The 24,948-nt window shown below is 58.5% G+C and carries 22 protein-coding genes and 1 pseudogene; 10 read left to right on the plus strand and 13 right to left on the minus strand.

Annotated elements, in window-relative coordinates; all coding sequences use genetic code 11:
• The first annotated feature begins 97 nt into the window (after positions 1-97).
• From EAW52_RS00350 to EAW52_RS00360, 3 genes are all read left to right on the plus strand, one after another.
• A complete protein-coding gene (locus tag EAW52_RS00350) occupies positions 98-514 on the plus strand; it encodes an organic hydroperoxide resistance protein (protein WP_122041000.1) in 417 nt (138 codons plus the stop codon).
• Positions 515-560: 46 nt separating this feature from the next.
• A complete protein-coding gene (locus EAW52_RS00355; protein WP_122041001.1) occupies positions 561-1,580 on the plus strand; it encodes an alpha/beta hydrolase in 1,020 nt (339 codons plus the stop codon).
• Between the two features lie 210 nt (positions 1,581-1,790).
• Positions 1,791-3,230 (plus strand): MFS transporter, encoded by a 1,440-nt coding sequence (locus EAW52_RS00360; RefSeq protein WP_122041002.1) that lies wholly within the window; start codon positions 1,791-1,793, stop codon positions 3,228-3,230.
• Positions 3,231-3,282: 52 nt separating this feature from the next.
• Here EAW52_RS00360 and EAW52_RS00365 read toward each other — a convergent pair whose 3' ends face one another.
• The 9 genes from EAW52_RS00365 to gabP all read right to left on the minus strand — a co-directional run bounded on the left by EAW52_RS00365 (position 3,283) and on the right by gabP (position 15,750).
• Positions 3,283-4,323 carry a low specificity L-threonine aldolase gene (locus tag EAW52_RS00365; protein ID WP_122041003.1) on the minus strand — a complete coding sequence of 347 codons (1,041 nt, stop codon included), beginning with the start codon at positions 4,321-4,323 and terminating at the stop codon, positions 3,283-3,285.
• 71 nt (positions 4,324-4,394) lie between these two features.
• Entirely contained in the window at positions 4,395-6,203 is a 1,809-nt protein-coding gene (locus EAW52_RS00370; protein WP_122041004.1) for an aminopeptidase P family protein, read from the minus strand.
• A gap of 303 nt (positions 6,204-6,506) precedes the next feature.
• Positions 6,507-6,695, minus strand: a complete 189-nt coding sequence (locus EAW52_RS00375; RefSeq protein ID WP_122041005.1) for a hypothetical protein — start codon at positions 6,693-6,695, stop codon at positions 6,507-6,509.
• A 122-nt stretch (positions 6,696-6,817) separates the two neighbouring features.
• Positions 6,818-7,756 (minus strand): LysR family transcriptional regulator, encoded by a 939-nt coding sequence (locus EAW52_RS00380; RefSeq protein WP_122041006.1) that lies wholly within the window; start codon positions 7,754-7,756, stop codon positions 6,818-6,820.
• A 247-nt stretch (positions 7,757-8,003) separates the two neighbouring features.
• The gene (locus tag EAW52_RS00385) at positions 8,004-11,057 is read right to left on the minus strand and encodes an efflux RND transporter permease subunit (protein ID WP_122041007.1); all 3,054 of its coding nucleotides are present in this window, start codon (positions 11,055-11,057) and stop codon (positions 8,004-8,006) included.
• Positions 11,054-12,127, minus strand: a complete 1,074-nt coding sequence (locus tag EAW52_RS00390) for an efflux RND transporter periplasmic adaptor subunit (RefSeq protein ID WP_122041008.1) — start codon at positions 12,125-12,127, stop codon at positions 11,054-11,056. The genes EAW52_RS00385 and EAW52_RS00390 overlap by 4 nt, the downstream gene beginning before the upstream one ends.
• Positions 12,124-13,302, minus strand: coding sequence for an efflux RND transporter periplasmic adaptor subunit (locus EAW52_RS00395; protein ID WP_122041009.1), 1,179 nt, complete (start codon positions 13,300-13,302; stop codon positions 12,124-12,126). The genes EAW52_RS00390 and EAW52_RS00395 overlap by 4 nt, the downstream gene beginning before the upstream one ends.
• A 322-nt stretch (positions 13,303-13,624) precedes the next feature.
• Positions 13,625-13,840, minus strand: a complete 216-nt coding sequence (locus tag EAW52_RS00400) for a DUF1127 domain-containing protein (RefSeq protein ID WP_074821494.1) — start codon at positions 13,838-13,840, stop codon at positions 13,625-13,627.
• Positions 13,841-14,337: 497 nt separating this feature from the next.
• A complete protein-coding gene (gabP, locus tag EAW52_RS00405) occupies positions 14,338-15,750 on the minus strand; it encodes a GABA permease (protein ID WP_010796658.1) in 1,413 nt (470 codons plus the stop codon).
• 243 nt (positions 15,751-15,993) lie between these two features.
• On the opposite strand from gabP, the gene EAW52_RS00410 reads away from it, so the two are divergent.
• The 4 genes and pseudogenes from EAW52_RS00410 to EAW52_RS00425 all read left to right on the plus strand — a co-directional run bounded on the left by EAW52_RS00410 (position 15,994) and on the right by EAW52_RS00425 (position 18,737).
• Positions 15,994-16,761 carry a phytanoyl-CoA dioxygenase family protein gene (locus tag EAW52_RS00410; protein ID WP_122041010.1) on the plus strand — a complete coding sequence of 256 codons (768 nt, stop codon included), beginning with the start codon at positions 15,994-15,996 and terminating at the stop codon, positions 16,759-16,761.
• A gap of 3 nt (positions 16,762-16,764) precedes the next feature.
• Positions 16,765-17,280 (plus strand): annotated as a pseudogene (locus EAW52_RS00415) (hypothetical protein); the annotation flags it as partial.
• A gap of 140 nt (positions 17,281-17,420) precedes the next feature.
• Positions 17,421-17,915 (plus strand): LEA type 2 family protein, encoded by a 495-nt coding sequence (locus EAW52_RS00420; protein WP_010796655.1) that lies wholly within the window; start codon positions 17,421-17,423, stop codon positions 17,913-17,915.
• Positions 17,916-18,080: 165 nt separating this feature from the next.
• Positions 18,081-18,737, plus strand: a complete 657-nt coding sequence (locus EAW52_RS00425) for a trans-aconitate 2-methyltransferase (RefSeq protein WP_122041012.1) — start codon at positions 18,081-18,083, stop codon at positions 18,735-18,737.
• 6 nt (positions 18,738-18,743) lie between these two features.
• On the opposite strand, the gene EAW52_RS00430 is transcribed toward EAW52_RS00425, so the two are convergent.
• Positions 18,744-19,658 (minus strand): AraC family transcriptional regulator, encoded by a 915-nt coding sequence (locus EAW52_RS00430; RefSeq protein ID WP_122044675.1) that lies wholly within the window; start codon positions 19,656-19,658, stop codon positions 18,744-18,746.
• Between the two features lie 265 nt (positions 19,659-19,923).
• Between EAW52_RS00430 and EAW52_RS00435 the strand changes: the two genes are divergently transcribed.
• Positions 19,924-20,985, plus strand: a complete 1,062-nt coding sequence (locus tag EAW52_RS00435) for an NAD(P)-dependent alcohol dehydrogenase (RefSeq protein ID WP_122041013.1) — start codon at positions 19,924-19,926, stop codon at positions 20,983-20,985.
• Positions 20,986-21,103: 118 nt separating this feature from the next.
• Positions 21,104-21,943 (plus strand): DMT family transporter, encoded by an 840-nt coding sequence (locus EAW52_RS00440; RefSeq protein WP_122041014.1) that lies wholly within the window; start codon positions 21,104-21,106, stop codon positions 21,941-21,943.
• A gap of 18 nt (positions 21,944-21,961) precedes the next feature.
• On the opposite strand, the gene EAW52_RS00445 is transcribed toward EAW52_RS00440, so the two are convergent.
• The 3 genes from EAW52_RS00445 to EAW52_RS00455 all read right to left on the minus strand — a co-directional run bounded on the left by EAW52_RS00445 (position 21,962) and on the right by EAW52_RS00455 (position 24,019).
• On the minus strand, positions 21,962-22,975 hold the full coding sequence (locus EAW52_RS00445) for an SDR family oxidoreductase (protein WP_218567917.1): 1,014 nt from the start codon (positions 22,973-22,975) through the stop codon (positions 21,962-21,964).
• 79 nt (positions 22,976-23,054) lie between these two features.
• On the minus strand, positions 23,055-23,486 hold the full coding sequence (locus tag EAW52_RS00450) for a hypothetical protein (protein ID WP_122041016.1): 432 nt from the start codon (positions 23,484-23,486) through the stop codon (positions 23,055-23,057).
• Positions 23,487-23,539: 53 nt separating this feature from the next.
• On the minus strand, positions 23,540-24,019 hold the full coding sequence (locus EAW52_RS00455; protein ID WP_162997552.1) for a GNAT family N-acetyltransferase: 480 nt from the start codon (positions 24,017-24,019) through the stop codon (positions 23,540-23,542).
• Positions 24,020-24,209: 190 nt separating this feature from the next.
• Between EAW52_RS00455 and EAW52_RS00460 the strand changes: the two genes are divergently transcribed.
• On the plus strand, positions 24,210-24,749 hold the full coding sequence (locus tag EAW52_RS00460; RefSeq protein ID WP_162997553.1) for an invasion associated locus B family protein: 540 nt from the start codon (positions 24,210-24,212) through the stop codon (positions 24,747-24,749).
• The last annotated feature ends 199 nt before the right edge of the window (positions 24,750-24,948 follow it).

Genomic DNA, 24,948 nt, shown 5'->3' on the forward strand with positions numbered 1-24,948 from the left:
TCCTGTAGACAACGCGGTAACGAGCAACGACTTCCACGGCGTTTTTTAAAGACCAAATGATTATCGCAATAATCAAATTAATCCGAGGGCGATGCATATGAATATTCTGTACAAGACTTCCGCAACCAGCACCGGTGGCCGTGACGGTCGTTCCATCAGCGCCGACGGTATTCTCGATGTAAAACTGGCTACTCCAAAAGCGCTGGGCGGACAAGGCGGCGAAGCAACCAACCCTGAGCAGCTGTTTGCAGCGGGTTACTCGGCCTGCTTTATCGGTGCCATGAAGTTTGTAGCGGCCAAGGAAAAAGTGGCGCTGCCCAGTGATCTCAGCGTGACGGCAGAAGTCGGTATCGGTCCGATCCCCACCGGCTTTGCCCTGGACATCGAACTGCGCATCAGCGTGCCGGGCCTGGATCATGCCAAGGCCCAGGACATCATCGAGAAGGCCCATCAGGTCTGCCCATACTCAAATGCCACCCGCGGCAACGTGGATGTACGCCTGACCCTCGTCTAAGCCTGACGCGGGACGCCCCAGCGCGGCGTCTCTGGAGAAACGGATCATGAAAATGCTTGCTCAGCTGTTCACTGTTTCTGCCCTTTCCCTGGTCGTTGGTCATGCCCTGGCCGCAGATGACATCGGCCTTGAGCGTACCACCCAAGGTTTTCTGAACACCTTGAACCAGAGCGGGGGTAAGCCTCTCGAGCAACTTTCGCCCAAGGATGCCCGTGCTGTCCTGACGGGTGCCCAATCAGGCGTGAAGGTCGATCTGTCCAACGTAGAGGTGAGCGAGAAGACTATTACCGCTGATGGGCAGAGGATTTCGCTGACCATCGTCCGACCTGCCGGTGTCACCAAAACCCTGCCGGCGTTCATGTTCTTCCATGGTGGCGGCTGGGTGCTGGGTGACTTCCCTACTCACCAGCGTCTGGTGCGGGATCTGGTGGTCAACTCGGGGGCGGTGGCCGTTTTCGTGAATTACACGCCTTCGCCTGAGGCGCATTATCCGGTAGCCATTAATCAGGCCTATGCCGCTACCCGCTGGGTCGCCGAGCATGGCAAGGAAATCAACGTAGATGGCTCTCGCCTGGCTGTCGCAGGTAACAGCGTAGGCGGCAACATGGCGGCAGTCGTCAGCCTGATGGCGAAAGAGCAAGGCACACCCAAGCTCCGCTATCAGGTACTGCTCTGGCCGGTCACTAATGCCAACTTCGACACCGGCTCGTATGACACCTATGCCGAAGGGCACTTCCTGACCCGCAACATGATGAAGTGGTTCTGGGATAACTACACCACCAATCCCAAGCAGCGCCAGGAGATTCACGCCTCGCCGCTGCAGGCCACGACTGAGCAGCTCAAAGGCTTACCGCCCGCACTGGTCCAAACTGCAGAGTACGATGTGCTGCGCGATGAGGGTGAGGCATACGCCCGCAAGCTTAATGCAGCCGGGGTGGATGTGGTGCAGGTCCGCTACAACGGCCTTATCCATGACTACGGCTTGCTTAACGTCTTCCACGACGTTCCTGCGGTACAGAGCGCCATCGCCCAGGCGGGTGATGAATTGCACAAGCATCTGAAGTAACAGACAGGCCCCTGGTTCGGAATGACTCCAGGGGCTCTGCTCTTTTTTATTATTGCCAACAAGATGCTCAGGAAAAGCAGGATTCACCAATTTCCGCTGAGAACCTATGCTTAGGTGTCGCAAATACCCTCTCCAACCTTATCTTTAGCAACCTAAGATCAGCACTACTCTCCTAGGATGAGCGTATCGCCCTTTTGTGGATGTTCGCGCATGTCCTCTTCTTCGCTCACGACAGGTTCATCGGTTGCCGACACCGAAGCGTCTGCTTTCTCCAACCGGCGTGCCGCCGAAATTTCGGCACGGATCGACCGGCTACCCGCCACGGCAACGCTCTGCCGACTAATCGCCCTGCTTTCCATCGGCGGTTTCTTCGAACTGTACGACCTGTTTCAGACCGCCTATATCAGCCCTGGCTTGATACGCGCCGGGCTGTTTGCCACTGGCAGCGCCGGTGTATTCGGTATCGCCGACCAGGCTGCGTTCGCTTCGGCAACCTTTCTGGGCCTGTTCGTAGGGGCAAGTCTGCTGAGTCCCATCGCAGACCGTTTCGGCCGCCGGCGCATCTTTACCTTTGCGCTTATCTGGTACACCGCGGCTACGGTGCTCATGGGTCTGCAAAGCACAGCACTAGGCATTATCGTGATGCGGTTCTTCGTTGGTATCGGGCTGGGAATCGAGCTGGTCACTATTGACGCCTATCTATCCGAGCTGGTGCCCAAGCGCATCCGTACGTCAGCCTTCGCCTTTGCCTTTTTCGTCCAGTTCCTGTCCGTACCCGCGGTCGCCCTGATGTCGGCCTGGCTGGTGCCGCAGGACCCCTTCGGGATTTCCGGCTGGCGCTGGGTTGTACTGGCCAGTGCAGTATTCGCCTTGTTTATCTGGTGGCTGCGCTCACGCCTGCCCGAGTCGCCCCGCTGGCTCGCGCAACGTGGCCGTCTGGACGAGGCGGATCAGGTTTTGTCGGCCCTGGAAGCCCGCTGTGCCAGGGACATCAAGGCCCTGCTTCCCGAACCGCACGTCGAAGCGGTTACGTTCGAGACCCAGGGGCGCTTTACCGAAATCTGGCAGCCGCCCTACCGCCGGCGCGCCCTCATGCTGATCGTCTTCAACATCTTCCAGGCCATTGGATTCTTCGGTTTTGGTAACTGGCTTCCAGCCTTGCTGTCTGGCCAGGGCGTCAGCGTTACCCACAGTCTGACCTATGCCTTCGTGATCAGTCTGGCCTACCCGTTGGGACCTTTGTTGTTCGTAAAGATCGCCAACCGTTTCGAGAACAAATGGCAGATCGTGGGTTCATCAATCGGCACCATGCTGTTCGGCACCCTGTTCGCGTTTCAAAGCTCAGCCACTGGTCTGATCGCATGTGGGGCGATGATCACCCTGTGCAACGCCTGGCTGACCTTTAGCTTCCACTCCTACCAGAGCGAGCTGTTTCCCACGCCCATTCGTGCCCGAGCTGTCGGGTTCTGCTATTCCTTCAGTCGCCTTTCCACGGTCTTCAGCAGTGTACTGATCGGCCTCTTTCTCCAACACTTCGGTACGCCGGGCGTGATCACGTTTATCGTGACCAGCATGCTGATCGTGATGATTACCATTGGCGGCTTCGGACCCAAGACTCGCAATCTGGCGCTGGAAGATATCGCGCACTAACAAAAACGCCGTACAGGATCGCTGTACGGCGTTTTCAAGAGCGCAGGCCCGATCAGGACTGCATGGCGTCGCGGATATCCTGAGCCAGCTCACGTACGCGAGACTCCTGAGTGTCCCAGGAACACATGAAACGAGCACCACCGCTGCCGATAAAGGTATAGAAGCGCCAGCCACGAGCACGCAGCCGCTCCAGCGCCGGCTCGGAAAGCTGCAGGAACACCGAGTTGGCCTGCGCCGGAAACATCAAACTCAGCCCGGGCACGTCTTTCACCAGATCAGCCAGGAGCTGGGCGCAGTGGTTGGCGTGTTCGGCATAACGCAGCCAGGCATTATTTTCGAGGATGCCCACCCACGGCGCGGAGAGAAAACGCATCTTCGACGCCAGCTGACCGGCCTGCTTGCAGCGATACTCAAAGTCTTCGGCCAAGTCACGGTTGAAGAACAGGATCGCCTCGCCCACCGCCATGCCGTTCTTGGTGCCACCAAAGCAGAGTACGTCAACGCCGGCCTTCCACGTCACCTCGGCCGGTGTGCAGCCAAGGCTTGCCACCGCGTTGGAAAAGCGCGAGCCGTCCATATGCAGACGCAAGCCGAGGTCGCGGCAGGTATCGGCTACTGCATTCAGCTCGTCGAGGCTATACAGCGTGCCGACTTCTGTGACCTGGGTAATGCTGACCGCTCGGGGCTTGGGAAAATGAATATCCTTGCGCTTGGTGGCAATCTGGCGAATGGCATCAGGCGTCAGCTTGCCCTGGGTGGTCGGGGCCAACAGGAGTTTGGAGCCGTTGGAAAAGAACTCCGGGGCACCGCATTCGTCCGTCTCCACGTGGGCCGTCTCGGCGCAGATCACGCTGTGATAGGACTGGCACAGGGCCGCCAGGGCCAGGGAGTTTGCAGCAGTACCGTTGAAGGCAAAGAAGACTTCGCAATCGGTTTCAAACAATTCGCGGAAATGATCTGCGGCGCGGGCCGTCCAGGCATCATTACCATAGGCGGTATCGTGCCCGTGATTGGCTTCGGCCATGGCCGCCCAAGCTTCCGGGCAGATCCCTGAGTAGTTGTCGCTGGCGAATTGCTGACTATGGTCGTTCATGGGTATTCCTTGAGAACCGCCCGAGGAAGCCCGCTTGTGGCCGACTTCCATGGCGGTAAATAAACGGACGCTTATAGCGGCCGGGTTCGAGTATCCAACCAATCGCGCGCCGCACCGCTGACCAGCGGACGGACACGCTCACGCACCTCGGCGTGGTAGGCGTTCAGCCAGCCGATCTCATCTTCACGCATGAGCGTACGGTCGATACAGCGGGTATCGATCGGGCACAGCGTCAAGGTTTCGAAACGCATGAACTGGCCGAACTCGGTTTCAGGCTCGGCCACGTTGAGCAGCAGGTTCTCGATCCGCACGCCCCATTGCCCGGGCCGGTAGATACCGGGTTCGTTGGACGTGATCATACCTTCCCGCATGGCACTGTTGGGGGATGGTTGACCATAGAACGTGATGGATTGCGGCCCCTCGTGTACGTTCAGGAAGTATCCTACCCCATGCCCGGTTCCATGACCGTAATCGATGCCCGCTTCCCAGATGGGCGCACGGGCAATCGCATCGAGCATCTGCGACGCGATGCCTGCCGGAAAACGCGCTCTGGACAACGCGATCATGCCCTTGAGTACACGAGTAAAGTCACGCTTCTGCTCGTCGTTGGGCGTGCCAATGGGCACAACGCGGGTGATATCCGTCGTGCCTCCTAGGTACTGACCGCCGGAGTCGATCAGCAGGAGGCCGTCGCCCTCGATAACGGAATGTGCCTCTTCTGTTGCATGGTAATGGGGCAGCGCGCCCCCTGCGTTATAGCCTGCAATAGTAGAGAAACTCAGGGAGACGAAATTGGGACGGCGTGCGCGGGCAGCGGTCAGCCACTCATCCACCGTCAGCTCGGTCACCCGCTCCCCGGCCTCAAGTGCCGCCTCGAACTGGGCGAAGAATTCGCACAAGGCCGCGCCATCCTGCTCCATGGCCTCACGCACATGCTGTGCTTCGGCTGCCGTCTTTCGGGACTTGAACAGAGTGGATGGATTAATCGCCTCGATGCGCTTGACGCTGGAGGGCACGCCTTCCACCAGGCCGTAGGTGACACGCGCCGGATCGACCAGCAGACGCGACCCGGCAGGCAGCGCCGCCAGAGCACCATGGGCCGCGTCATAGGCGGCCAGCTGGATACCGGCTTCGTTCAGGGTGCGCTCAAGAGCCGCCGGAATTTTCCCGGCACCCACGAACAGCTGCACCTGACCCGGCCCGATCAACGCATGGGCCAGAAAGACCGGGTTATAGGACACATCGGCACCACGCAGGTTGAACAGCCAGGCAATATCATCCAGGCTGGAAATGAAATGCCAGTCAGCCCCTTGCTCGGCCATCGCCTTGCGTACCTGCTCCATCTTTTCAGTGCGGGATACCGGTGCGTATGGCGCCTCGTGAGCGTATACCGGCGCCGCAGGCAATGCGGGCCGCTCGGGCCAGATACGGTCGATCAGGTCGATAGTGGTGCTTAGCGAAATGTTCTTATCGGCAAAAGCCTTGCGCAGCGCCTCGGCGGCACCCAGCGACAGCACAGCCCCATCCACCGCCACGGTGCCACCCGTCGGTACATGCTCGGCCATCCAGTCGATGTGGGCCTGCATGCCGCCAGCCACCAGCTTCATCAGTTCCACGCCCGAACCTGCCAGCTCAGCCTGAGCCTGTTCCCAGTAGCGGCTGTCCGTCCAGACGCCAGCAAAATCCTTTGCCACGATCAGCGTACCGGCCGAGCCCGTGAAACCCGATAGCCATGACCGCCCTTGCCAACGCTCGGGCAGGTACTCCGACAAATGCGGATCGGCGGACGGAATCAGGCAGGCATCGACGCCCTCTTCATGCATGACCTGACGCAAGGCGGCCAGACGATCAGGAATGGAAACGAGGTCTTGATGGGACATGTACTCTCCGGTAGGCAAGGGATGCGGTTGAAGCAGTCCTGCAATAAATACCGCAGATATAAAAAAGCCGCATCAAGGGATGCGGCTAAAACATGAAAAACCAAAGGAGCAGAATGGTTTTTCCTTGAGAACCTGCACTATCGACAAGCACTTGCGTCACGCCTGAAGGCAATGGAAATGCACATCCTCACACCGTGAGCATGGTCCATAAGGGGGAAACTTCTGGCAGTGGCGGAAACGCTCCGAAAACGAGCAGGTCCTGAAGACGACGTTTGGCGCGGCGGGCGCCTGGGCCAAACGGGATTAACGCTGGGAAACCTGCTGGTCTTGCTGGGCTTTCTGAGTCTGTTGCGCCTGCTGGAAGCGCTCTATGACAGCGTGGTTCTGGTTGACGAGCTTGTAGTTCTGCTCGTAGGAATCACGGGCAAAGCTCACCTGGGTAAAAGCAACAGCAGATACAGCAAGAATCGAGGCAGTAAACAAACGTAACATGATGAACTCCTGACACCCTTGGATTGGGTTCATCACTAGGATAACGCGTAACAATTATTGAAAAATATCGCCTGGGTACATAGAGATTTACCAATTGCGCAAGTATTCCAGGCGAGGCAGGCTCAGATGGCCCAGTAGGAATGCATGGCTACGATGTCATCGTCGTTGCTAAACCGTCTGGGTAGCTCTTCCTTGAGGATATCCACCCACGCCTTGATCTTGGCATCCAGGAAGCGTCGGGACGGATACAGCGCATAGACACTGCGCTCACGCAGGCGATACTCGGGCAATACCCGCACGAGTCCGCCTTCCCGCAAGGCCGGTGCAGCAATAAAGCTGGGCAACAGGCACAGGCCGAGTCCGGCCTTGGCCGTATTGGCCAGTGCATCCGCAACATTTACCTGATAGATCGAGCGAGGCTTGATCGACGTTTCTTCGTCCGGCTTGGTAAATACCCACTCCTCGGGAAACGTCGGGTCCTGAAGCAACAGGCACGTGTGCTGGTCCAAATCGCGCGGATGATGGGGCGTGCCCCACTTGGCCAAGTAATCGGGCGAGGCACAGATGACGCTATAGACCTCACCGAGCCGTTGGGCGACCAGTTCGGAGTCAGGCAGATGCCGATCCATGGTAATCGCAACGTCGTAGCCTTCTTCGATCAGGTCAGGACGATTCTGGGACAGGGTGAAATCCAGCGTGACATCTGGATAGCGCTCGGCATAGAGCGCCGCCAGAGGCGCCAGGTGTTCGGTTCCCAGGCCAGTCAGGGAGTGTACGCGCAACCGGCCGGAAGGCTTAAGGTGTGCACCACTGGCCTCAGCCTCGGCTTCGGCTACCGAATCGAGAATGCCCCGGCAGCGCTCCAGATAGCGCTCCCCAGCCTCCGTTAGCGCCAGCCGGCGGGTAGTACGGTGCAACAACCGTGTTTGTAGATGCGTCTCCAGGTCGGAAATCACCCGGGAAACCTGCGCCGTCGATAAATCCAGCAAGGCCGCAGCGGCCGTAAAACTGCCCGCGTCGACCACCCGGGTAAAAATCCGCATGCCTTGTAACGTATCCATTATTGTTGCCTGCTCCGTAACGCTGTTTCGCTTAGCAGCCTATTTATTTCCAGATGTTACGCTTTTATTCTTGTCCATGTGAGCTGCAGCACTGCCGGTGCTCTTCTCGTTAGCCCTGACGAGAATCTTTTAGCACTGGGTTTCTCCCTCCCGTACCCTGCTGCAGCTCCGGAGATAGCTCCTTGTGGCATGCTGGAACCGCCCGACCCCTCCGGGGCGGTTCAGCTGCCGTTTTTTCCTTCTTTTCTCATTGCGCTTTGCTTGGTTCGCGGATGCGATACCAGGTCACGTATAGCGCTGGCAGGAACAGCAGCGTGAGCAGGGTTGCTGCCACAATGCCACCGATCATCGCATAGGCCATCGGCCCCCAGAAGACCTCACGGGCGATGGGAATCATGCCCAGACTGGCGGCGGCGGCTGTCAGCAGAATCGGCCGACGTCGATGATTGGTCGCCTCGATGACCGCATCCCAGGGATGATGACCATCCTGCTCGAACTCATCAATCTGGGTTACCAGGATGACCGAGTTGCGGATGATGATCCCAATCAACGCCAGCACCCCCAGAATGGCCACGAAGCCCAGCGGCGTTCCCGTGGGCACCAGCGCCAGTACGACCCCGATCAGCCCCAGCGGCGCCACACTGGCGACCAGGAACATCTTCTGAACGCTTTGGAGCTGGATCATCAGGAACGTGGCCATCAGGAACAGCATGAGCGGGATTACGCTTGCAATGGGCTTTTGCGCCTTGCCGCTTTCCTCTACGGTACCGCCTACGTTGACCTGATAGTTGAGTGGCAGGTTACCTCTGAACTCATCGATCTTGGGCTGAAGAGCCTTGATCAGATCCGGCGCCTGGATAGAACCCTCGATAGTGGCCTTAAGCGTAATGGTTGGCTGGCGGTTACGCCGCCATACCAGCGGCTGCTCCATCTCGTACCCCACCGTGGCAAAAGATTTGAGCGGAATCGAGGTGCCCGAGGGCGTCACGATCTGCAGGTTTTCCACGGTCTCGATAGAGCTGCGCTCGGCATCTTCAGAGCGCCCTACCACGTTGACGAGGTAGATGCTGTCACGCACCTGGGTAATGGGCGTACCACTCACCACGCCGTTCATGATTTGGGCCACGTCCTGGGACGATAGCCCCAGCTGGCGGGCACGGTCCTGGTTCACATCGATTTTCAGCATCCGCCCCGGCTCGTTCCAGTCGAAAAGGATATCGCTGATATGCGGGTTGGTACTGATGGCGCTGGCCAATGCCAGCGCCTGCTTACGCACCTCGGAAATGCTTGGACCACTGACGCGATACTGGATCGGCCGTCCTACTGGCGGCCCCATCTCTAGAGGCTGTACATACCCATCGAGTCCGACAAATTCGTTCTTGAGTCGCTCCTTGAGTTTGGGAATCAACCGATTACGGGCCTCCAGGTCCTTGCTGACAATAACGACCTGTCCATAAAATGGGTTATTGAGCTGCTGATCCAGCGGCAGGTAGAAGCGCACCGCGCCCTGTCCTACATACGAACTCCAGCGGGCAATGTCTGGGTCTCCCTTGAGGGATGCCTCGAAACGATCCATTTGCGCACGGGTTTCCAGCACGGAGCTGTTCTGCAGCAGGTTCAAGTCCACCAGAATTTCCGGCCGATCCGAGGACGGGAAGAACTGGTTCTGCACGAAACGCATGCAGAACAGCGCGGCCGCAAAGAGCAACACCGTCATGATGATGGTCAGCCAGCGGTGCCGCATGGACCAGACCAGCGAGCTCTGGGACCAGCGCGCCAGTCGTCCCGGCCCCTTTTCCTTTTTATGCTTGAGCGACTTGGGTAGCAGGTGCACGCCCATCACCGGTGAGAACAGCACCGCCACGATCCACGACAGGATCAGCGCCACGGCAATCACGGCAAACAACGTAAAGGTGTATTGCCCGGCGGTACTCTTGTTGAGGCCGATAGGCACGAATCCCGCCACGGTGACCAGCGTGCCGGTCAGCATCGGAAAGGCCGTGTGGTCATAAGCGTAGGTGGCCGCCTTGTGGAGCGAGTCGCCCTCTTCCAGCCGAGTCACCATCATCTCGACGGTGATCATGGCGTCATCCACCAGAAGGCCCAGGGCAATGATCAAGGCGCCCAGGGAGATCCGCTGCATGGTGATACCGCTGTATTCCATGAACAGAAACACCATGGCGAGCACGAGAGGGATTGAGCAGGCCACCACCAGCCCGGCACGCAGACCCAGGCTGATAAAGCTCACCACCAACACGATGATGACCGCCTCGAACAGCGCATGGGTAAAGCTGCTGGACGCCTTCTCTACTACCTCGGCCTGGTTGGACACCTGATGCACGCCCACCCCGACCGGTAGCTCACCGGTAATCGCCTTCATCCGTTCGGACAGCGCCGCACCAAAGGTCTGCACGTTGCCGCCCTTGCGCATGGCAATCGCCAGGCCCAGAGCCGGCTCGCCGTTGAAGCGGAACAGGGATGTAGGCGGATCGGCGTAATCCCGGTGGATGGTGGCCAGATCAGCCAGACGGTAGAAGCGGTCATTGATCCGAAGGTTGACAGCCTCCAGATCTTTCTCTGACTTGAATTCACCGGAGGTACGTACCGAAACGCGTTCTGGACCGGCCTCGATTACGCCGGAGGGCGTCACGGCATTCTGTGCCTGCAGGCTCTGCATGATCTGTCGCTGATCGAGCCCCAGTGCTGCCAGTTTACGCGTCGAGAAGTCGAGGTAGATGACCTCGTTCTGCGCCCCCATGAGCTCAACCTTACCCAGGTCCGGCACTGCGCGGATGTCCAGGCGCACCCGCTCTACGTAATCGCGCAGCTGCCGATACGAGATACCGTCGCCAGTAAAGGCATAAATGCTGCCGAATACATCGCCGAACTCGTCATTGAAGGCCGGCCCCTGTATCCCTTGCGGAAATTGCCCCTGGATATCAGAAATCTTCTTGCGGACCTGATACCAGATATTGGGAATTTCCTTGTCGCTGGTGGTATCGCGCAGGTACACAAACACCGTGCTCAAGCCCGGCCGGGTAAAGCTCTTGGTGTAATCCAGCGAATCCAGCTCTTCGAGTTTCTTTTCGATCCGGTCGGTGACCTGCTCCAGGGTTTCCTGGGTGGTCGCTCCCGGCCACTGGGTCTGGATCACCATGGTCTTGATGGTGAACGAGGGGTCCTCTTCGCGGCCAAGGTTGAAGTAGGAATAGGTTCCCATCAACAGCGCGACAAACATGATGTACCAGATAAAGGACTGGTGACGCAGCGCCCAGTCAGAAAGGTTGAAGGATTTCATCAGCGCTGTTCCACATCCATTTTTACGTCTTGTCCAGGTTTGAGGCTGTGTACGCCGGCCGTCACGACCCGCTCGCCCGCGTTCAGGCCGTTATCGACCGTAATGCTCCGCTCATCTCGGGTCAGCACATGGACCTCGCGCAGTGAAACGGTTTTGGTGTCAGGGTCGACGATCCAGACGCACGTTTTGCCATCCCGCTCGAGCAATGCACTGGCCGGCAGCTCGGTAAGCTCACGGGGCGCATCATTGGTTAGCGTTACCGTTACCAGCGAGCCCAGGCGGAACGTTGGGGGCAGTTCGGCCAGCGTGAGTCGTACCCTCCGGGTTCGCGTCATGGCGTCGGCCTGAGGCGCCAGCTCACGGATGCGGCCGGTGGTAGAGACCGAAGGCTCCAACTGCGAGGTGATGGTAAACGTCGTGTCGGCCGGCAGTGTCTCTGCCAGCCCTGCCGGCAGGTCTACAACCGCCTCCTTTACTTCGGGACGCGCCAGGGTGACTACCTGCTGACCAGGGGATACCACCTGCCCGGTTTCGGCATGCCAGGCCGTGATCACACCATCGAAATCGGTATACAGCTCACTGTAGGAGAGCTGGTTGCGGGCCTGATCCCGGGCGGCCTGGGCACGATCATGTGCAGCGCGAGCCGTATGCAACTGGGCCATGACCTGATCCAGCTGCGCCTTGGACCCGACACCTTTGGCATACAAGGCCTGCTGCCGCTTGGCATCAGCCTCGGCGTCCATCCACTGGGCCTGAGCCTGGGCCAGATCACCCTCGCTGCTGCGGTAAGCATTCTGCTGATCGGTCGGGTCCAGCGCAGCCAGCAAGGTGCCTTTCTTCACCACATCGCCTACATCAGCCTTGCGCTGGGCAATGCGCCCGCCTACGCGAAAACTCAAGGTTGATTCATACCGTGCCTGAATATTCCCGGTAAAGGCACCGAGCGCGCGTGCCTGCTGGGGTTTGGCCTCAACGAACAGTACCGGGCGGACCGGAGGCGGTGGCTCCTGCTTGTCGGAGCACGCGGCCAGCAGCGCCACGAGGCCCAGTAGAAGAACACGTACCCTGCTCATGACGACGCTCCCTGTTGAGCCTTAGCGTTATCACCAGGGTGGATGGCAGCAGGCTGAACAGGGGGCGCATGACCCGTGACCTCGACGACTTCGACCTTGAGTCCGTCATAAAGCAGCTGACCACCAGCCGTCACGACGCGGTCATCAGGTGCCAATCCATCATCGATCATGACCTGTCCGGTGATGTACCGGGCAACTGTCACCGGTTTGAGGTGGGCGCGGTTGTCAGCGTCCAGTACCCACACGGCGGGCTTTTCCACGGTGCCATTGAGCGCTGTCCAGGGCAGCACGACGCGCTGCTTGTCTGGCGTACCCAATGACGCCGTAACGGTTGTCCCCAGCGCCATCTGCGGCGGGACCTTGTCGAGCAGCACCTTCACACGCACGGTGCCGCTCTGCTGGGAAATGACCGGCGAAACCTCGCGCACATGGCCGGTAGTGCGCACCGTCGGATCATTCAACAGGGCGACCTCGATAGGCTGGTTGCCCGGATCGCGGGCAAGTAACGATTCCTGCACATTGAAGACGGCATCGCGGTCGCCCTCCTGCGCCAGGGTAAAGATCGGCATGGATGCCTGAACGACCTGCCCGACCTCGGCCTGCCGCTCGGTGATTACGCCGCTGGCGGCCGATACCAGGTTGGCATAACTGAGCTGCTTGCGTGCATCGTCCAGCTGAGCATGCGCAGCACTCAAGGCACTTTCTGCGCCCTTCAGGGCAGCCAGGGCCTCGTCATATTGGCTTTGGGTGGTGTAGCCCTTGGGCATCAACGCCTTTTGCCGTTCGAACTGCACGCGGGCAAGATTCGCCTTGGACTGCTGGGAAAAGACCTGCGCTTCGGCGGCGGCTACGTTGTTGCGCTGATCCTGCGGATCGAGACGGGCAAGAACCTGCCCCTGCTTGACGTGATCACCCACATCGACCAGACGCTCATTGATCTTGCCGTTGATACGAAATGACAGTGTGGTCTGGATACGCGCCTGCACATCGCCTGTCAGGGTGGTAGTAGTCGCTACCTCTTCCAGGGCTACACGCTGGACTCTTACGTGAGGAGGATTGGGGGCCGGTTGTGAATCGTCCGAGCAGCCTGCCATACCGGTCAGGGCCGTCCCTAGCAGAAACAACGCGGAAGTGCGCTGAAACAGGGGTCTAGCGCGCCGCGAAAAGAAAAGCATTGCCAATTAACCTCCCTCACAGTCCATATGCATGCCAGCAGTCGACGTGGCGATTTACCCGCGAGTCGTCCATCAAGGTCTGCTGCGCAGGGGTTGTTCTGGTTATAGGCGACTGACTTTAAGCCTCAGGCAAGGTTCCGGCAATTCAATAGAAGCCCGGGCACGGTGCTGAAAAACGCGCACGCAGGAAAATCCGGCAAGGCAAGAGGCCGGCTAAATAGAGAGGAAAGAGAAGAAAAACGCGGGAGGGATGTCATGGGAGCCGCTATCGATGACGGCTCCCGACAGGTCTTGCCGGTTACGGTGTGCGTAACCGTAACACTTAACGCCAGAACGGCTTGTGCAGTTCTTCGTAACGCTGGGCTTCAGTGATACCGGCGTCGGCCAGCATACGGGCATCCAGGCGGGCCAGCTCGTTGCGGCTGACGATACGACGATGCCAGACCGACAATGTTGTCAGAACGCGCAGCACCAGCGAAGTATCGGATTTAGAAGCGTTTGAAGCGGTAAATGAGTTGGAACGTAGGGTGTGTTCCATGATGCTTTCCTTCCTGCTTATGACAGGTAGCTAACTATTTAAGATGCGCACATTGTCGTGCCGCGGAAGTGTTACCGCCATAAACAGTCAGGAAGAATTGTGCAGGAGCAGAAGCGAAAAAATAGAAACTGTTATGGTCCAAATTGGGTCAATCTGTAACGCAACGCACCATAAATGGGCATTTCTGCGTTACCGATGGAAACAAGACCTGCGTTTTCATAACAGCATGGCGCGTTTGGCACCGAGAGATAATCCTTTTTTACCCAAGCGCCGCAGAAATGTCTACCTTTTTGCCGCTTCGTTTCAGAAAAAAGCCCTGAAACGGTGCGTAGCTCTTTCTGACAGGACTTGCCACTATGCCGAGAGCAACCGAACAGATCAGGCAGTCTCGCACGGTATAAATCAGACGTGCCGGCGTTACAAAAAGGGAGTAGCTATTAATGAAGAAACCAGGAAGGGAAGACCGGTAACGAGCCCTCGTTACCGGTCCTGGAGGATCAACGGCTTTGCGAGGCCGTCATCAGGGTAGCGTTGCTACGATCCCTGGCGCCTAGCCAGGAACCGATGGCAACCACAACCAAGGCCAGCAGGCCGGTGGCCAGGATTTCCATGCGGTGCGCTTCTGTCATCAGCATGATACCCAGCGCCATGATGATGAAGCCGATCACCAGCCAGGTCAGCCAAGGGAACAACCACATGCGGCACTCGATGGGCTGACCACTTGCGTTCAGCTTGCGACGCATGCGCAGCTGCGACACGGCAATCACCAGATAAACCAGCAGGGCCACTGCACCGGAGGTTGCCAACAGGAAGCTGAACACGGCCTCTGGCATGGTGAAGTTGGCGATCGTCGTTGCAAAGCCCACAGCAGTGCTCGCCAGAACGGCGGCACGCGGCACACCACCGGCAGCCGTCCGACCAAAGGCCGCCGGTGCATCACCCCGGCGGCTCAGGGAGAACAGCATGCGCGATGCCGTATAAAGCGCCGAGTTCAGGCAGCTCGCCACCGCGACCAGCACCACCAGATCAACGATCAGCTTGGCGTGGGGAATAGACAGAAACTCCAGCGCACGCTGGTAGGAGCCTACTACCGGAAGCTGTGGGTCCTGCCAGGGCACGATGGAGATGACCAGGAAGATCGAGACGATATAGAACAGACCGATACGCCAGATGACCGAGTTGGTCGCCTTGCCGATCTGCTTGGAAGGGTTTTTCGACTCGGCCGCAGCAATGGTTACGATCTCGGTGCCCATGAAGCTGAACATGGTGGTCAGCAGTGCCCCGATGACGGCATTGAAGCCGTTGGGCATGAAGCCGCCATGGGTAGCCATCAGCGTACCCAGGCCGCTGACTTCGCGCCCTGGCAGTGCCCCGACCATGGCCACTGCACCCAATACGATGAATGCGATGATCGCGAGTACCTTGAGCAGCGCGAACCAGAATTCAAACTCACCATACTTGGCGACGCTGAAGAGGTTGGTCACCGTCAGAAAGGCTGTAATCGCCAGCGCGAACTGCCAGGTGGCAATTGCCGGAAACCAGGCATTGAGGATGGCCGCAGCCGCCACCGCTTCGAGCGGAATCACCAATACCCAGAACCACCAGTACAACCAGCCGATGGTAAAGCCGGCCCAGCGTCCGATGGCCTGATGGGCATAGGACGAAAAGGAGCCGGTATCTGGCGAGGCCACGGCCATTTCACCGAGCATTCGCATCACCAGCACCACAAGGGTTCCAGCCAGGGCATAGGCCAGCAGCACGGCAGGCCCTGCCGCGGCAATGGCATGACCTGAGCCCACAAAGAGCCCGGCACCGATAACGCCGGCAATGGAAAGCATGGTGACGTGGCGCGGTTTCAGCGCCGGGGAAAGGGAGGTTCCATCCGAAGAAGACTGTTTCGTTATTGTCATAATAATGCCTGTCACTTGCTGAAATGATTTAGCGCAAGGCTAAGTAACCCTGCCATATCAGCGATACTTGGACGGCTTTTCAACTCTAGAAACGACGTTTCCCTGGCTCTAGCGAGGAATCAGTCACAAAAATGTCGCATATATGACTATTCAACAGGCCTGCGACACCATGAAGCATTGCCTTCAGGTGCAACCCGAGCCACGTGGCAGGTTCTAATGAAGCACCGTCCATGAAACATCGCCATGAGTCCGCTTCCTGCCCATACGGCTACTGATCATCGCCTGCAGGCCATGCACGAACAGGGTTTCGTCTTGCTGCATGGTGTGCTGAGTCCTGCTCTGGTCGATGAGATCCGCGCGGCCATTGATCAGCTGGAGCCCATCCATTGGGACTACACCGGTCTCGTTGACCATTACAAATGCGTTTTCAATCGCGATCCCGTATGGCTGCCTTACCTGGATCTGCCCGGCGTGATCGAACTGGCCGAAGCGTCCCTAGGCGAAGATTGCCATATCATTGGGCAGACAGCCTGGCGCTGCCACCCCGGCTTTATCGGCGCAGACCTACACGTGGATTACCTGGCGATGACACTGCCCCGGTCCCTGCTGGCAGACCCGACATTTGAACTGCCCATGCAGATCTGTACCGCCCAGGTCTATCTGGATGAGATCACCGAGGACCTGTGCCCGACGCTGGTCATTCCAGGCAGCCACCGCGCAGGTCGTAAACCACTGGAAGGCGAGACGAACTGGCAAGGCCGGGAGACGCAGCCGGTGCTCTGCCAGCCGGGCGACGTGCTGTTTCTGCGCAGCGAGCTGTGGCATGCCGGCAGCCGCAACCGCACCCGTGACCGGACCCGCTATCTTCTCCAGATTCATTATGGCCGGCGCATGGTGGTTCAGAAGTTCTCCCCTTACCTCGCCTGGCAGTTCAATCCGGCGGTGCTGGATGCCTGTACGCCCCGACAACGACGTCTACTCGGCGAGCATGAACCGGCAGAATACGACTGAATTGACTTTATGGATCGAACCCTGGAGCTGGGCTACGCCACCGGTTCGGCCGTGCTGATCATGATCCTAATTGCAATTTTCGCGCTGTGCCGCCTGAGCGGTACATCGTTCTCGGTCGACAGGATCCATACCTTCAACGCCGAGCTGTTCTACTGGGTTACGATTCTGTTCTCTAACACGCTGGGTACCGCCCTGGGTGATTACCTAGCCGACGACTCGGGCTTGGGTTTTGCGGGAGGAGCGCTGCTGATTGGCAGCATTATCGGTGTGATCGTACTGGCCCACTTTTTCACACGCCTCTCGACCATTCTGCTGTTCTGGATGGCGTTTATTCTCACCCGTCCGTTTGGCGTCACGCAGGGCGACTTCCTGACCAAGGCGCATGACAAGGGTGGTCTGGATTTGGGTACGGTCGGCTCCTCCGCCATCCTGGGCGCCATTCTGGTCATACTCGTAATCGGTGCCTGCGTGGCGCAAAACCTTCGTGCGCGTCAGAACGCTTTACCGGCTGCCCTTTAGCCCGGTGCACCTCGAGTCTGCACAAAGGCTCGAGGCTTGCTGGTTCACGCTTTTGCGATATCGTCCCGTGGACGAGGAGTAGAAGCGACCAATGACCGGTCCCACCTGTATCGTGATGTATCGCCGACCGGAGCCTTTTCATGTTGTTATCTGCCTACCGCACTTGCGCTCGCCTGTTGATCGGCGCCTTGTTTCTACTGGGTCTTGCAGCCTGTAGCACCCTGGGCCAGCGGGATCCGTTGCGAATTGCCGTGGCAGGCATCGAGCCGCTGCCAGGACAAGGGCTGGAAATGCGCTTCAATGTGAAGCTGCGTGTGCAGAACCCGAACGATACAGCCATCGACTACAACGGCCTGGCGCTGGACATGGACATCAATGGCCAGCCGCTGGCCAGCGGTGTCAGCAGCCAGAGCGGCAGCGTACCCCGGTATGGCGAGACGGTACTGACCGTTCCGGTTACCGTCTCGGCTTTCTCGGCCGTACGCCAGTTCTGGGGCTTTGCCGAGCATACCCCTACCAAAAGCGTGCCCTATACCATCCACGGCAAGCTGGCAGGGGGCCTTTTGGGAACGGTACGGTTCAAGGACAAGGGCGAGTTGACGCTGCCTGAATCGACAGGGGCCGGCACCTGGTAGGTATAGATGGCTCCACCGGAGGGATTGCTGAAAAACGGGTCGGTCAAGACCAGACTGGCCTCGCCACAAACGAAACGGAACCAGGTTCCGTCGCTGGATACTGGGAGTTGTCGCTCTGCCAGACCGCGGCTAGGCTCAGGCTCTCCTTCAAGGCGAGCCGTACCGATGAACATCGATACAGAGTCTGGCGCTGCAGTCTATTCTCCCTTGACCCTGGCCCTGTATGACGTCTGGGTGCTGGGGATTTCCAACCGCTTTGCCTGGCAATGCGGTACACGGGATGTTCTATTACCGTTCTTCAAGCGTCATGTCGGTACGCAGCATCTGGACGTTGGCGTGGGGACCGGCTTTTATCTGGCAAAGGCAGATCTACCAGACACCGCTGATATCACGCTGATGGACCTCAATACCAGCAGCCTTGCTGCTGCCAAGCGCAGGATGAGCCGCGTGTCGACACGAACCGTGCGGCACGACGTCATGCAGCCCTGGCCTGTGCCCGCTCAGTTCGATTCCATCTCACTTTTCTATCTGTTGCATTGCCTTCCAGGCACCCTGACCGACAAGGTTCGCGTCTTTGCCAACCTGAAGCCGCACCTGAAACCTGAAGGCGTCTTGTTTGGGGCAACTATCCTGGGCGACCGAGCCGGGCATAACGAGTTTGGACGCACACTGATGAATGTCTATAACCGCAAGGGCATCTTTTCCAACCGTCATGACGACGTGCCAGGATTGAAAAGCGCTTTAAGCGCTCATTTTGAGCAGGTGGATATCACTGTAGAAGGCAAGGTGGCGCTGTTTACCGCTCGCCGCCCCGTCAGCTGACAGGCCTTACGAGGCGGCCTCGGCAGATGGATGCTCATGGCGCTCGGCCGCCGGACTGTGGTCGAAGTAACGTTTGTACTCGCGGCTGAACTGGGACGCACTCTGGTAGCCAACCTGGAGCGCTACCTGGGCGACATTGAACCGCTGAGCCACGAGCAATTGCTGTGCCTTGATAAGCCGCAACCGCTTCAAGTACTGCACAGGTGACACCAGGGTGCTGCGTTTGAAGTGCTCATGAAACGCCGACGTGCTCATGTTGGCGCAGCGGGCCAGCTGATCGACGTTCAGCGGCTCGGCGTAGTGGTGATGCAGATACGTCAACGAGGCCGCGATCCGGGCAAACTGCCCCCGCTGCTCGACCAGTGCCCTCAGCACTCCGCCCTGTGGCCCCCTCAGCGCCACGAACAAGACCTCGCGCAGGCGCATCGCGCCCAGAAGTCGGCATTCCAGCGGATCGTGCAGGCACCGCAGCAGTCGCTCCACCGCCTCCCGCATGGCGGTGTCGAGTGGGGAAGACACCATGGACTCCGGCGTCTGCGCACGGGCCGGCTGAACCTCTTCTGGTCCCATCGCCAGCACCAGCTCGCCCAATACGCTTCGGTCAATGCCAATGGACACTCCCAGTAAGGGAGCCTCAGGTGTTGCGAACGTCTCACACTCGAACGGCACGGGCAGCGCCTGGACGAGGTAATGGCCGGCACCGTATTCCAGGGTTCGCTCGCCGAGATAGGCCAGCTTGCTGCCTTGCGCCACCACCATCAGGCTGGGCTCGTAGATCTGAGGCGATCGTGACACATTGCTGCGCGCCGTCACGATTCGAACCTGCTCCATAGGCGTTGGCAAAAACCCTTCGCGCGTGGCAAGTGGCTGGATCAGGGAAACCAGGGTGGCATTGGCATCGAGATGGCGGGTCAGCTGCATGGAAACGGCATCGGCAAGAGAAACAGGCATTACCATAATCGCAAAAACAGAAAGGTAAAGAGCCTATAACACCTACATACTGGAGAAATAGGCATAAGCTCAGGAGGAATCGTCATGACCTCTCCTCACCGATTCCTCACAATAGGCCTCCCCCCTTTTCGATGAGTCTGATGCGGCACCTGCCATCGCCCAACGGTGATGTGCGTTGCCTATGCCAGGCAGTCGCCAGATTCGAAGCGCTATCTTTTGTCTTGTGAGGCTCTATATGACCAAAGCATTCGGCTATGCCGCCCTGTCGCCTACCACCCCTCTTGTCCCGCACACCTTTGTACGCCGTGCTCCGCGCAACGACGATGTAGCCATTGAGATCCTGTACTGTGGTGTGTGCCACTCCGATATCCATCAGGCCCGTAACGAATGGGGAATTGCGGTGTATCCGCTGATGCCCGGCCACGAAATCGTAGGCAAGGTGACCGCTGTGGGCACTGATGTCAGCCGCTACAAGGTGGGCGATCTGGTTGGCGTAGGCTGTATGGTCGACTCCTGCCATCATTGCGAAGCATGCCAGAAGGATCTTGAGCAGTATTGCCTGGAAGGTCCTACCATGACCTACGCTTCCCCGGATCGCGTGGATGGCAGCAATACCATGGGTGGCTACTCCGACAGCATCGTGGTCAGCGATCGCTTCGTTGTGAGCATTCCTGAAAAGCTGGATCTGGCTTCCGCAGCACCTATCCTGTGCGCCGGTATCACCACTTATTCGCCGCTCAAGCACTACGGTGTAAAGGCAGGCGACAAGGTAGGCGTACTGGGCATGGGTGGCCTGGGCCACATGGGCATCAAGTTCGCCAAGGCCATGGGCGCGGAGGTCACCGTATTTACCCGCTCGCTGTCCAAGGTGGACGAGGCCAAGCGTCAGGGCGCAGACCATGTAATCGTTTCTACCGACGAGGCCCAGATGAAGGCCGCAGCCGGTCGTTTCGACTTCCTGCTCGACACCATTCCGGTGCAGCATGACCTGAACCCCTACCTCGAAACCCTGCGCTTTGACGGTGTGCATATCCTGGTCGGTCTGATCGAACCTATCGAGCCCGCCGTTCATGCAGGCAACCTGGTCATGAAGCGCCGCGTGATTGCCGGCTCGCTTATCGGCGGCATAGCAGAAACTCAGGAGGTACTGAATTTCTGCGCCGAGCATGGCATTACCTGCGATATCGAGATGCTGGATATCCGCAACATCAACGACGCCTACGAACGCATGATCAAGGGCGACGTGAAATACCGCTTCGTCATCGACATGGCGACACTGAACGCGGCACAGGCCTGATGCTGAGGCGGGGCAGCTCAGGCTGCTCCGCTACTGCTCAAACCTTAATCGCGCAATCCGCTTTCACACCTGCCAATTCAGCCTACACTCTGGGCACGTCTTCTGATGCAGAACACGCATGCCTACAACAATACGCACACTGACTTTCACCGCGCTGGCCATGCTGGCCTTTGCGGGCAACTCCCTGCTTTGCCGTCTGGCGCTCAAGCACGCTGAAATCGACCCGGCCAGTTTTACAACGCTACGCATTTTTTCAGGCGCACTCGTGCTGTGGCTTCTACTACGCCAGCAGAACGGCAAACCGGCCGGCAACTGGCCTTCGGCAATCTATCTCTTTATCTATGCGGCGGCCTTTTCCTTTGCCTATACGCACCTGGAAGCAGGTACGGGTGCACTGCTGCTCTTTGGGGCAGTGCAGGTCACCATGATCAGCATCGGGCTGTTACGTGGCGAGCGGCTGAACCGTTGGGCGACAACAGGGCTGCTCCTTGCGCTGGGTGGGCTGGTCGTCCTGCTCCTACCCGGCGCGACCGCGCCTTCGTTGACGGGTGCACTGTTGATGCTGGCATCCGGCGTAGCCTGGGGGCTCTACTCCCTCAAGGGCCGAGGGGTTGCCAGTCCGCTGGCCGCTACGGCGGGCAACTTCCTGCTGGCGTCTGTTCCGGCGCTGCTTATCAGCCTGGCCTCGATTGCCTATAGCCACTCGGATCTCATGGGAGTGCTCTACGCCATACTGTCAGGCGCCGTTACCTCGGGACTGGGATATGCGCTCTGGTATACCGCCCTGCGAGGGCTGGGCTCATTGCAAGCCGCTACGGTACAGCTCAGCGTACCGGTACTGACGGCCCTGGCCGGCGCGCTGCTGTTGGGCGAAGCCCTGACGTTACGCCTTTTGCTCACCGCCCTGGCAGTGCTGGGCGGTATCGCGTTGGTGCTTAATACCCGGCAAAAGCCTTGAGTCTTTGCCGGGTAGACTTTACGAGCGCTTCATCAGCCTCAACGCCATTAGCCCCAATCCTGCAATCGCCACCGATGACATCATCGGGTGTTTGGACATTTTCACGTAATAGCTGCGCGAGCGATACGAGCAGCCCTGGTGCGTACCACGCTCATGCAGCCCATAACCCGGCTCGTACAAGGCATTGTCTTCCCGGCTACGGGAGGGCCGGTCGGCATACTGGGAGTGATACATGATCTTGTTCATCAGCTTGTCGGTCAGCCGCGGCGACAGCGCCGACAGCCACGCCAGAACCTTGGCCTCGCTGCCCACGAACATATCCCGCTTGGGATTTTCCGCAGCGAACAAAATAGCCTCGGCCACCGCCTCCGGGGGATAGATCATGCCTCGGTGTGCCGGCTGGTTGGGCATGTAGCTACGGGCGTGCTCGTTATAGGGCGTATCGATTCGCGCCGGATGCACCAGCGTGACCGAGATGGGGTACTGCTTGTGTTCCAGCTCCATGCGCAGGGCATCGGTCCAACCGTGCAGGGCGTGCTTGCTGGTCGAATAGGTCGACTGGACCGGCGTTGCCCGATCACCGAAAAAGCTGCCCACATTGATGATCGCACCCGGGCCGCCACGCTTGATGAAATAACTGGCCGCCAGACGCGAACCGTAGACGACACCCCAGAAATTAGTGTCGAACATGCGCTTCATGTCTTCGATGGTCACTTCCAGGCAATCGCCAAAAATGGAAACGCCTGCGTTATTGACCCAGGTATCGATATCGCCAAATGTCTCGATAGCCTGCTCAGCAATGCGGGAAACATCCTCTTCCTTGCCAACATCCGCCACCACATAGGCCGCCTGACCGCCCTGCTGCTGAATCTCGGCGCACAATTGCTGGAGCGCCTCTTCATTCCGCGCCGCCACAACGACCTTGGCACCGGCACGCCCAGCCATGCGGGCTGTGACCAGCCCAATGCCACTGGACGCCCCGGTAATCACTATCACCTGTTGGCTGAGAGGCTTGAGAGGTAGCTTCGCCATGTTCATCTCCTGTCAGAAAGGTATCTATAGTCCTGACAGGAGCCTCGCAGGAGGGTTCGGCTGATTTCAAAATGCCAGACTACCGGAGCGTGTGCAGATTCAAGGTGCGCTCCACTTCACTCAATGCAGACTCATCATCCATTAAAGGGATGGCCTTCATGGCCTTGCTAGATGAAACGGGTTGAGTTATCTGCTCATTAACGGTCTCGTGCAGAGAGGCATTATCCAGCGACATAGCAGGCTTGGGTTTGCTTGAAACATAGCCTTGAGGAATAAACTTCTGGTCGAGGCATTGCTCCCGTAGCGCTGAATTGGACAGGCTTTTGCAGCCTTTGCCATTGGACAGCCCACCCGCATTGCATGCCAATTTCTTATCTGGGTCCTGCACAGAGAGGCAATCAAGCGAACCGAAAGTCTTGCCTAGTATGGTCACCAGCGTCTCCGCAGACGCCGTAGTGGTAATACCGATTGAAAGGACAAGACCTAGCAACCTAGCAATGCAACAACGCATCGGCACCTCCTTAAGACTTTATGGATAATTTAGCAGTTACAGACCATAGCCGTTTAACGTGACGACAGCTGCTTTCCCATCGAAACCGACCGTATCCCGTAACCCAGCTCCTCGTACAGCCGCTGCGCGTCTTCATTGAAGGCCCACACGGTGAGGCGCATATCCACTGCACCTTTCTCTTGGGCCCATTGCTCGGCTAGAACCATCAACGTACGGCCAACGCCCTCTCTCCGGCGCGTTTCGTCCACACAGATCGAGCCTACGTGGGCATAACGCATTGGATTGAAAAAGGAATGCGTTTCACTGATGAGGTAAACGCTGATGAACCCGATCAGTTCACTGTCCTCTTGCGCCACAAAGGTTGTGGCATTCGCCGCCCCAATCGCGCGCCGCCAATTCGCCTCGTCACGTCGCACGTCTTCGGCCGACGCAAAGATCTGCGGCCAAGCTTGGTGGTGCATGTCATTGAGCAGCTGCCCCAGCCTGGAAATTTCAGCGATGTCATCGGGTGTCGCTTCACGGTAGAGGGGCATTGGAGGTCTCACAATCACGTCTGATAAGGAAGCGGCCACCTCTAGAGGAGGCCATGAGGCATTATGTAGCCTCGCCATCAGCCTGCCGTGACGGCATTCTGATCTTCCTGGGTCGTCATAAGGGCAGCATCAATCGGGTCAAATGACCTATGCTGTACGTCATCACTCTTCACAACTGCAAGGAAGAAACATGAAACAGAACGGCTTTCTCCCGGCGCTGGCCTTTTCGACCATGCTGCTGACGGGAGCCGGCCTGTCCACTACGGTACAGGCACAAACCGCGCCTGGCGATGCACAGGGCAAGCCTACCGCGACAGAGACCTACGGTGACTGGTCGGTGATCTGCCGGAACGTTCCTGAAGAAGGCAAGGTTTGCGCCATGTCTCAGGTTATCAACAACAAGGATGGGCAGCGCATGCTGGCCATCGAGCTGCGTCCTGGAAAAGAGGGCTTGGGCGGATTCATGGTATTGCCCTTTGGCGTTGCCGTAACCAAAGGCGTGCGCCTGCAGGTGGATGACCAGGACACCCGAACGGTGGATTTCCATACCTGCCTGCCGGTTGGCTGCATCGCCCCGCTGGAGTTTGACAACAACCAGCTCAAGGCCCTGCGCAAGGGCAAGGCACTCAACGTGACGGCCACTATCGCCACCGGTGGTGAAGCCCATGGCCCGCTGTCACTCAAGGGCTTTACCAAGGCAGCCGAGCGCACCCGTGCGCTAATGAAATAAGCTGACCGCTCTGGAAGGAGACTGTCAAAGACAGTTTCCTTCTCGCCCCCACACTCTTGTCTGATATGGCCTTGCCGACCTCGGAGCGGCGAACCATACATGTGGATAGCGTTGCCGTACTTATTATTGTGTTCTTTGGTGTAAGGCTGATCGCGCCAGTCGATGAGTCGATTATGGTGGACAGGTGCTGACCACCGCG

The sequence above is a fragment of the Pseudomonas sp. LTJR-52 genome (assembly GCF_003691465.1).
Taxonomy (GTDB): Bacteria; Pseudomonadota; Gammaproteobacteria; order Pseudomonadales; family Pseudomonadaceae; genus Chryseomonas; species Chryseomonas luteola.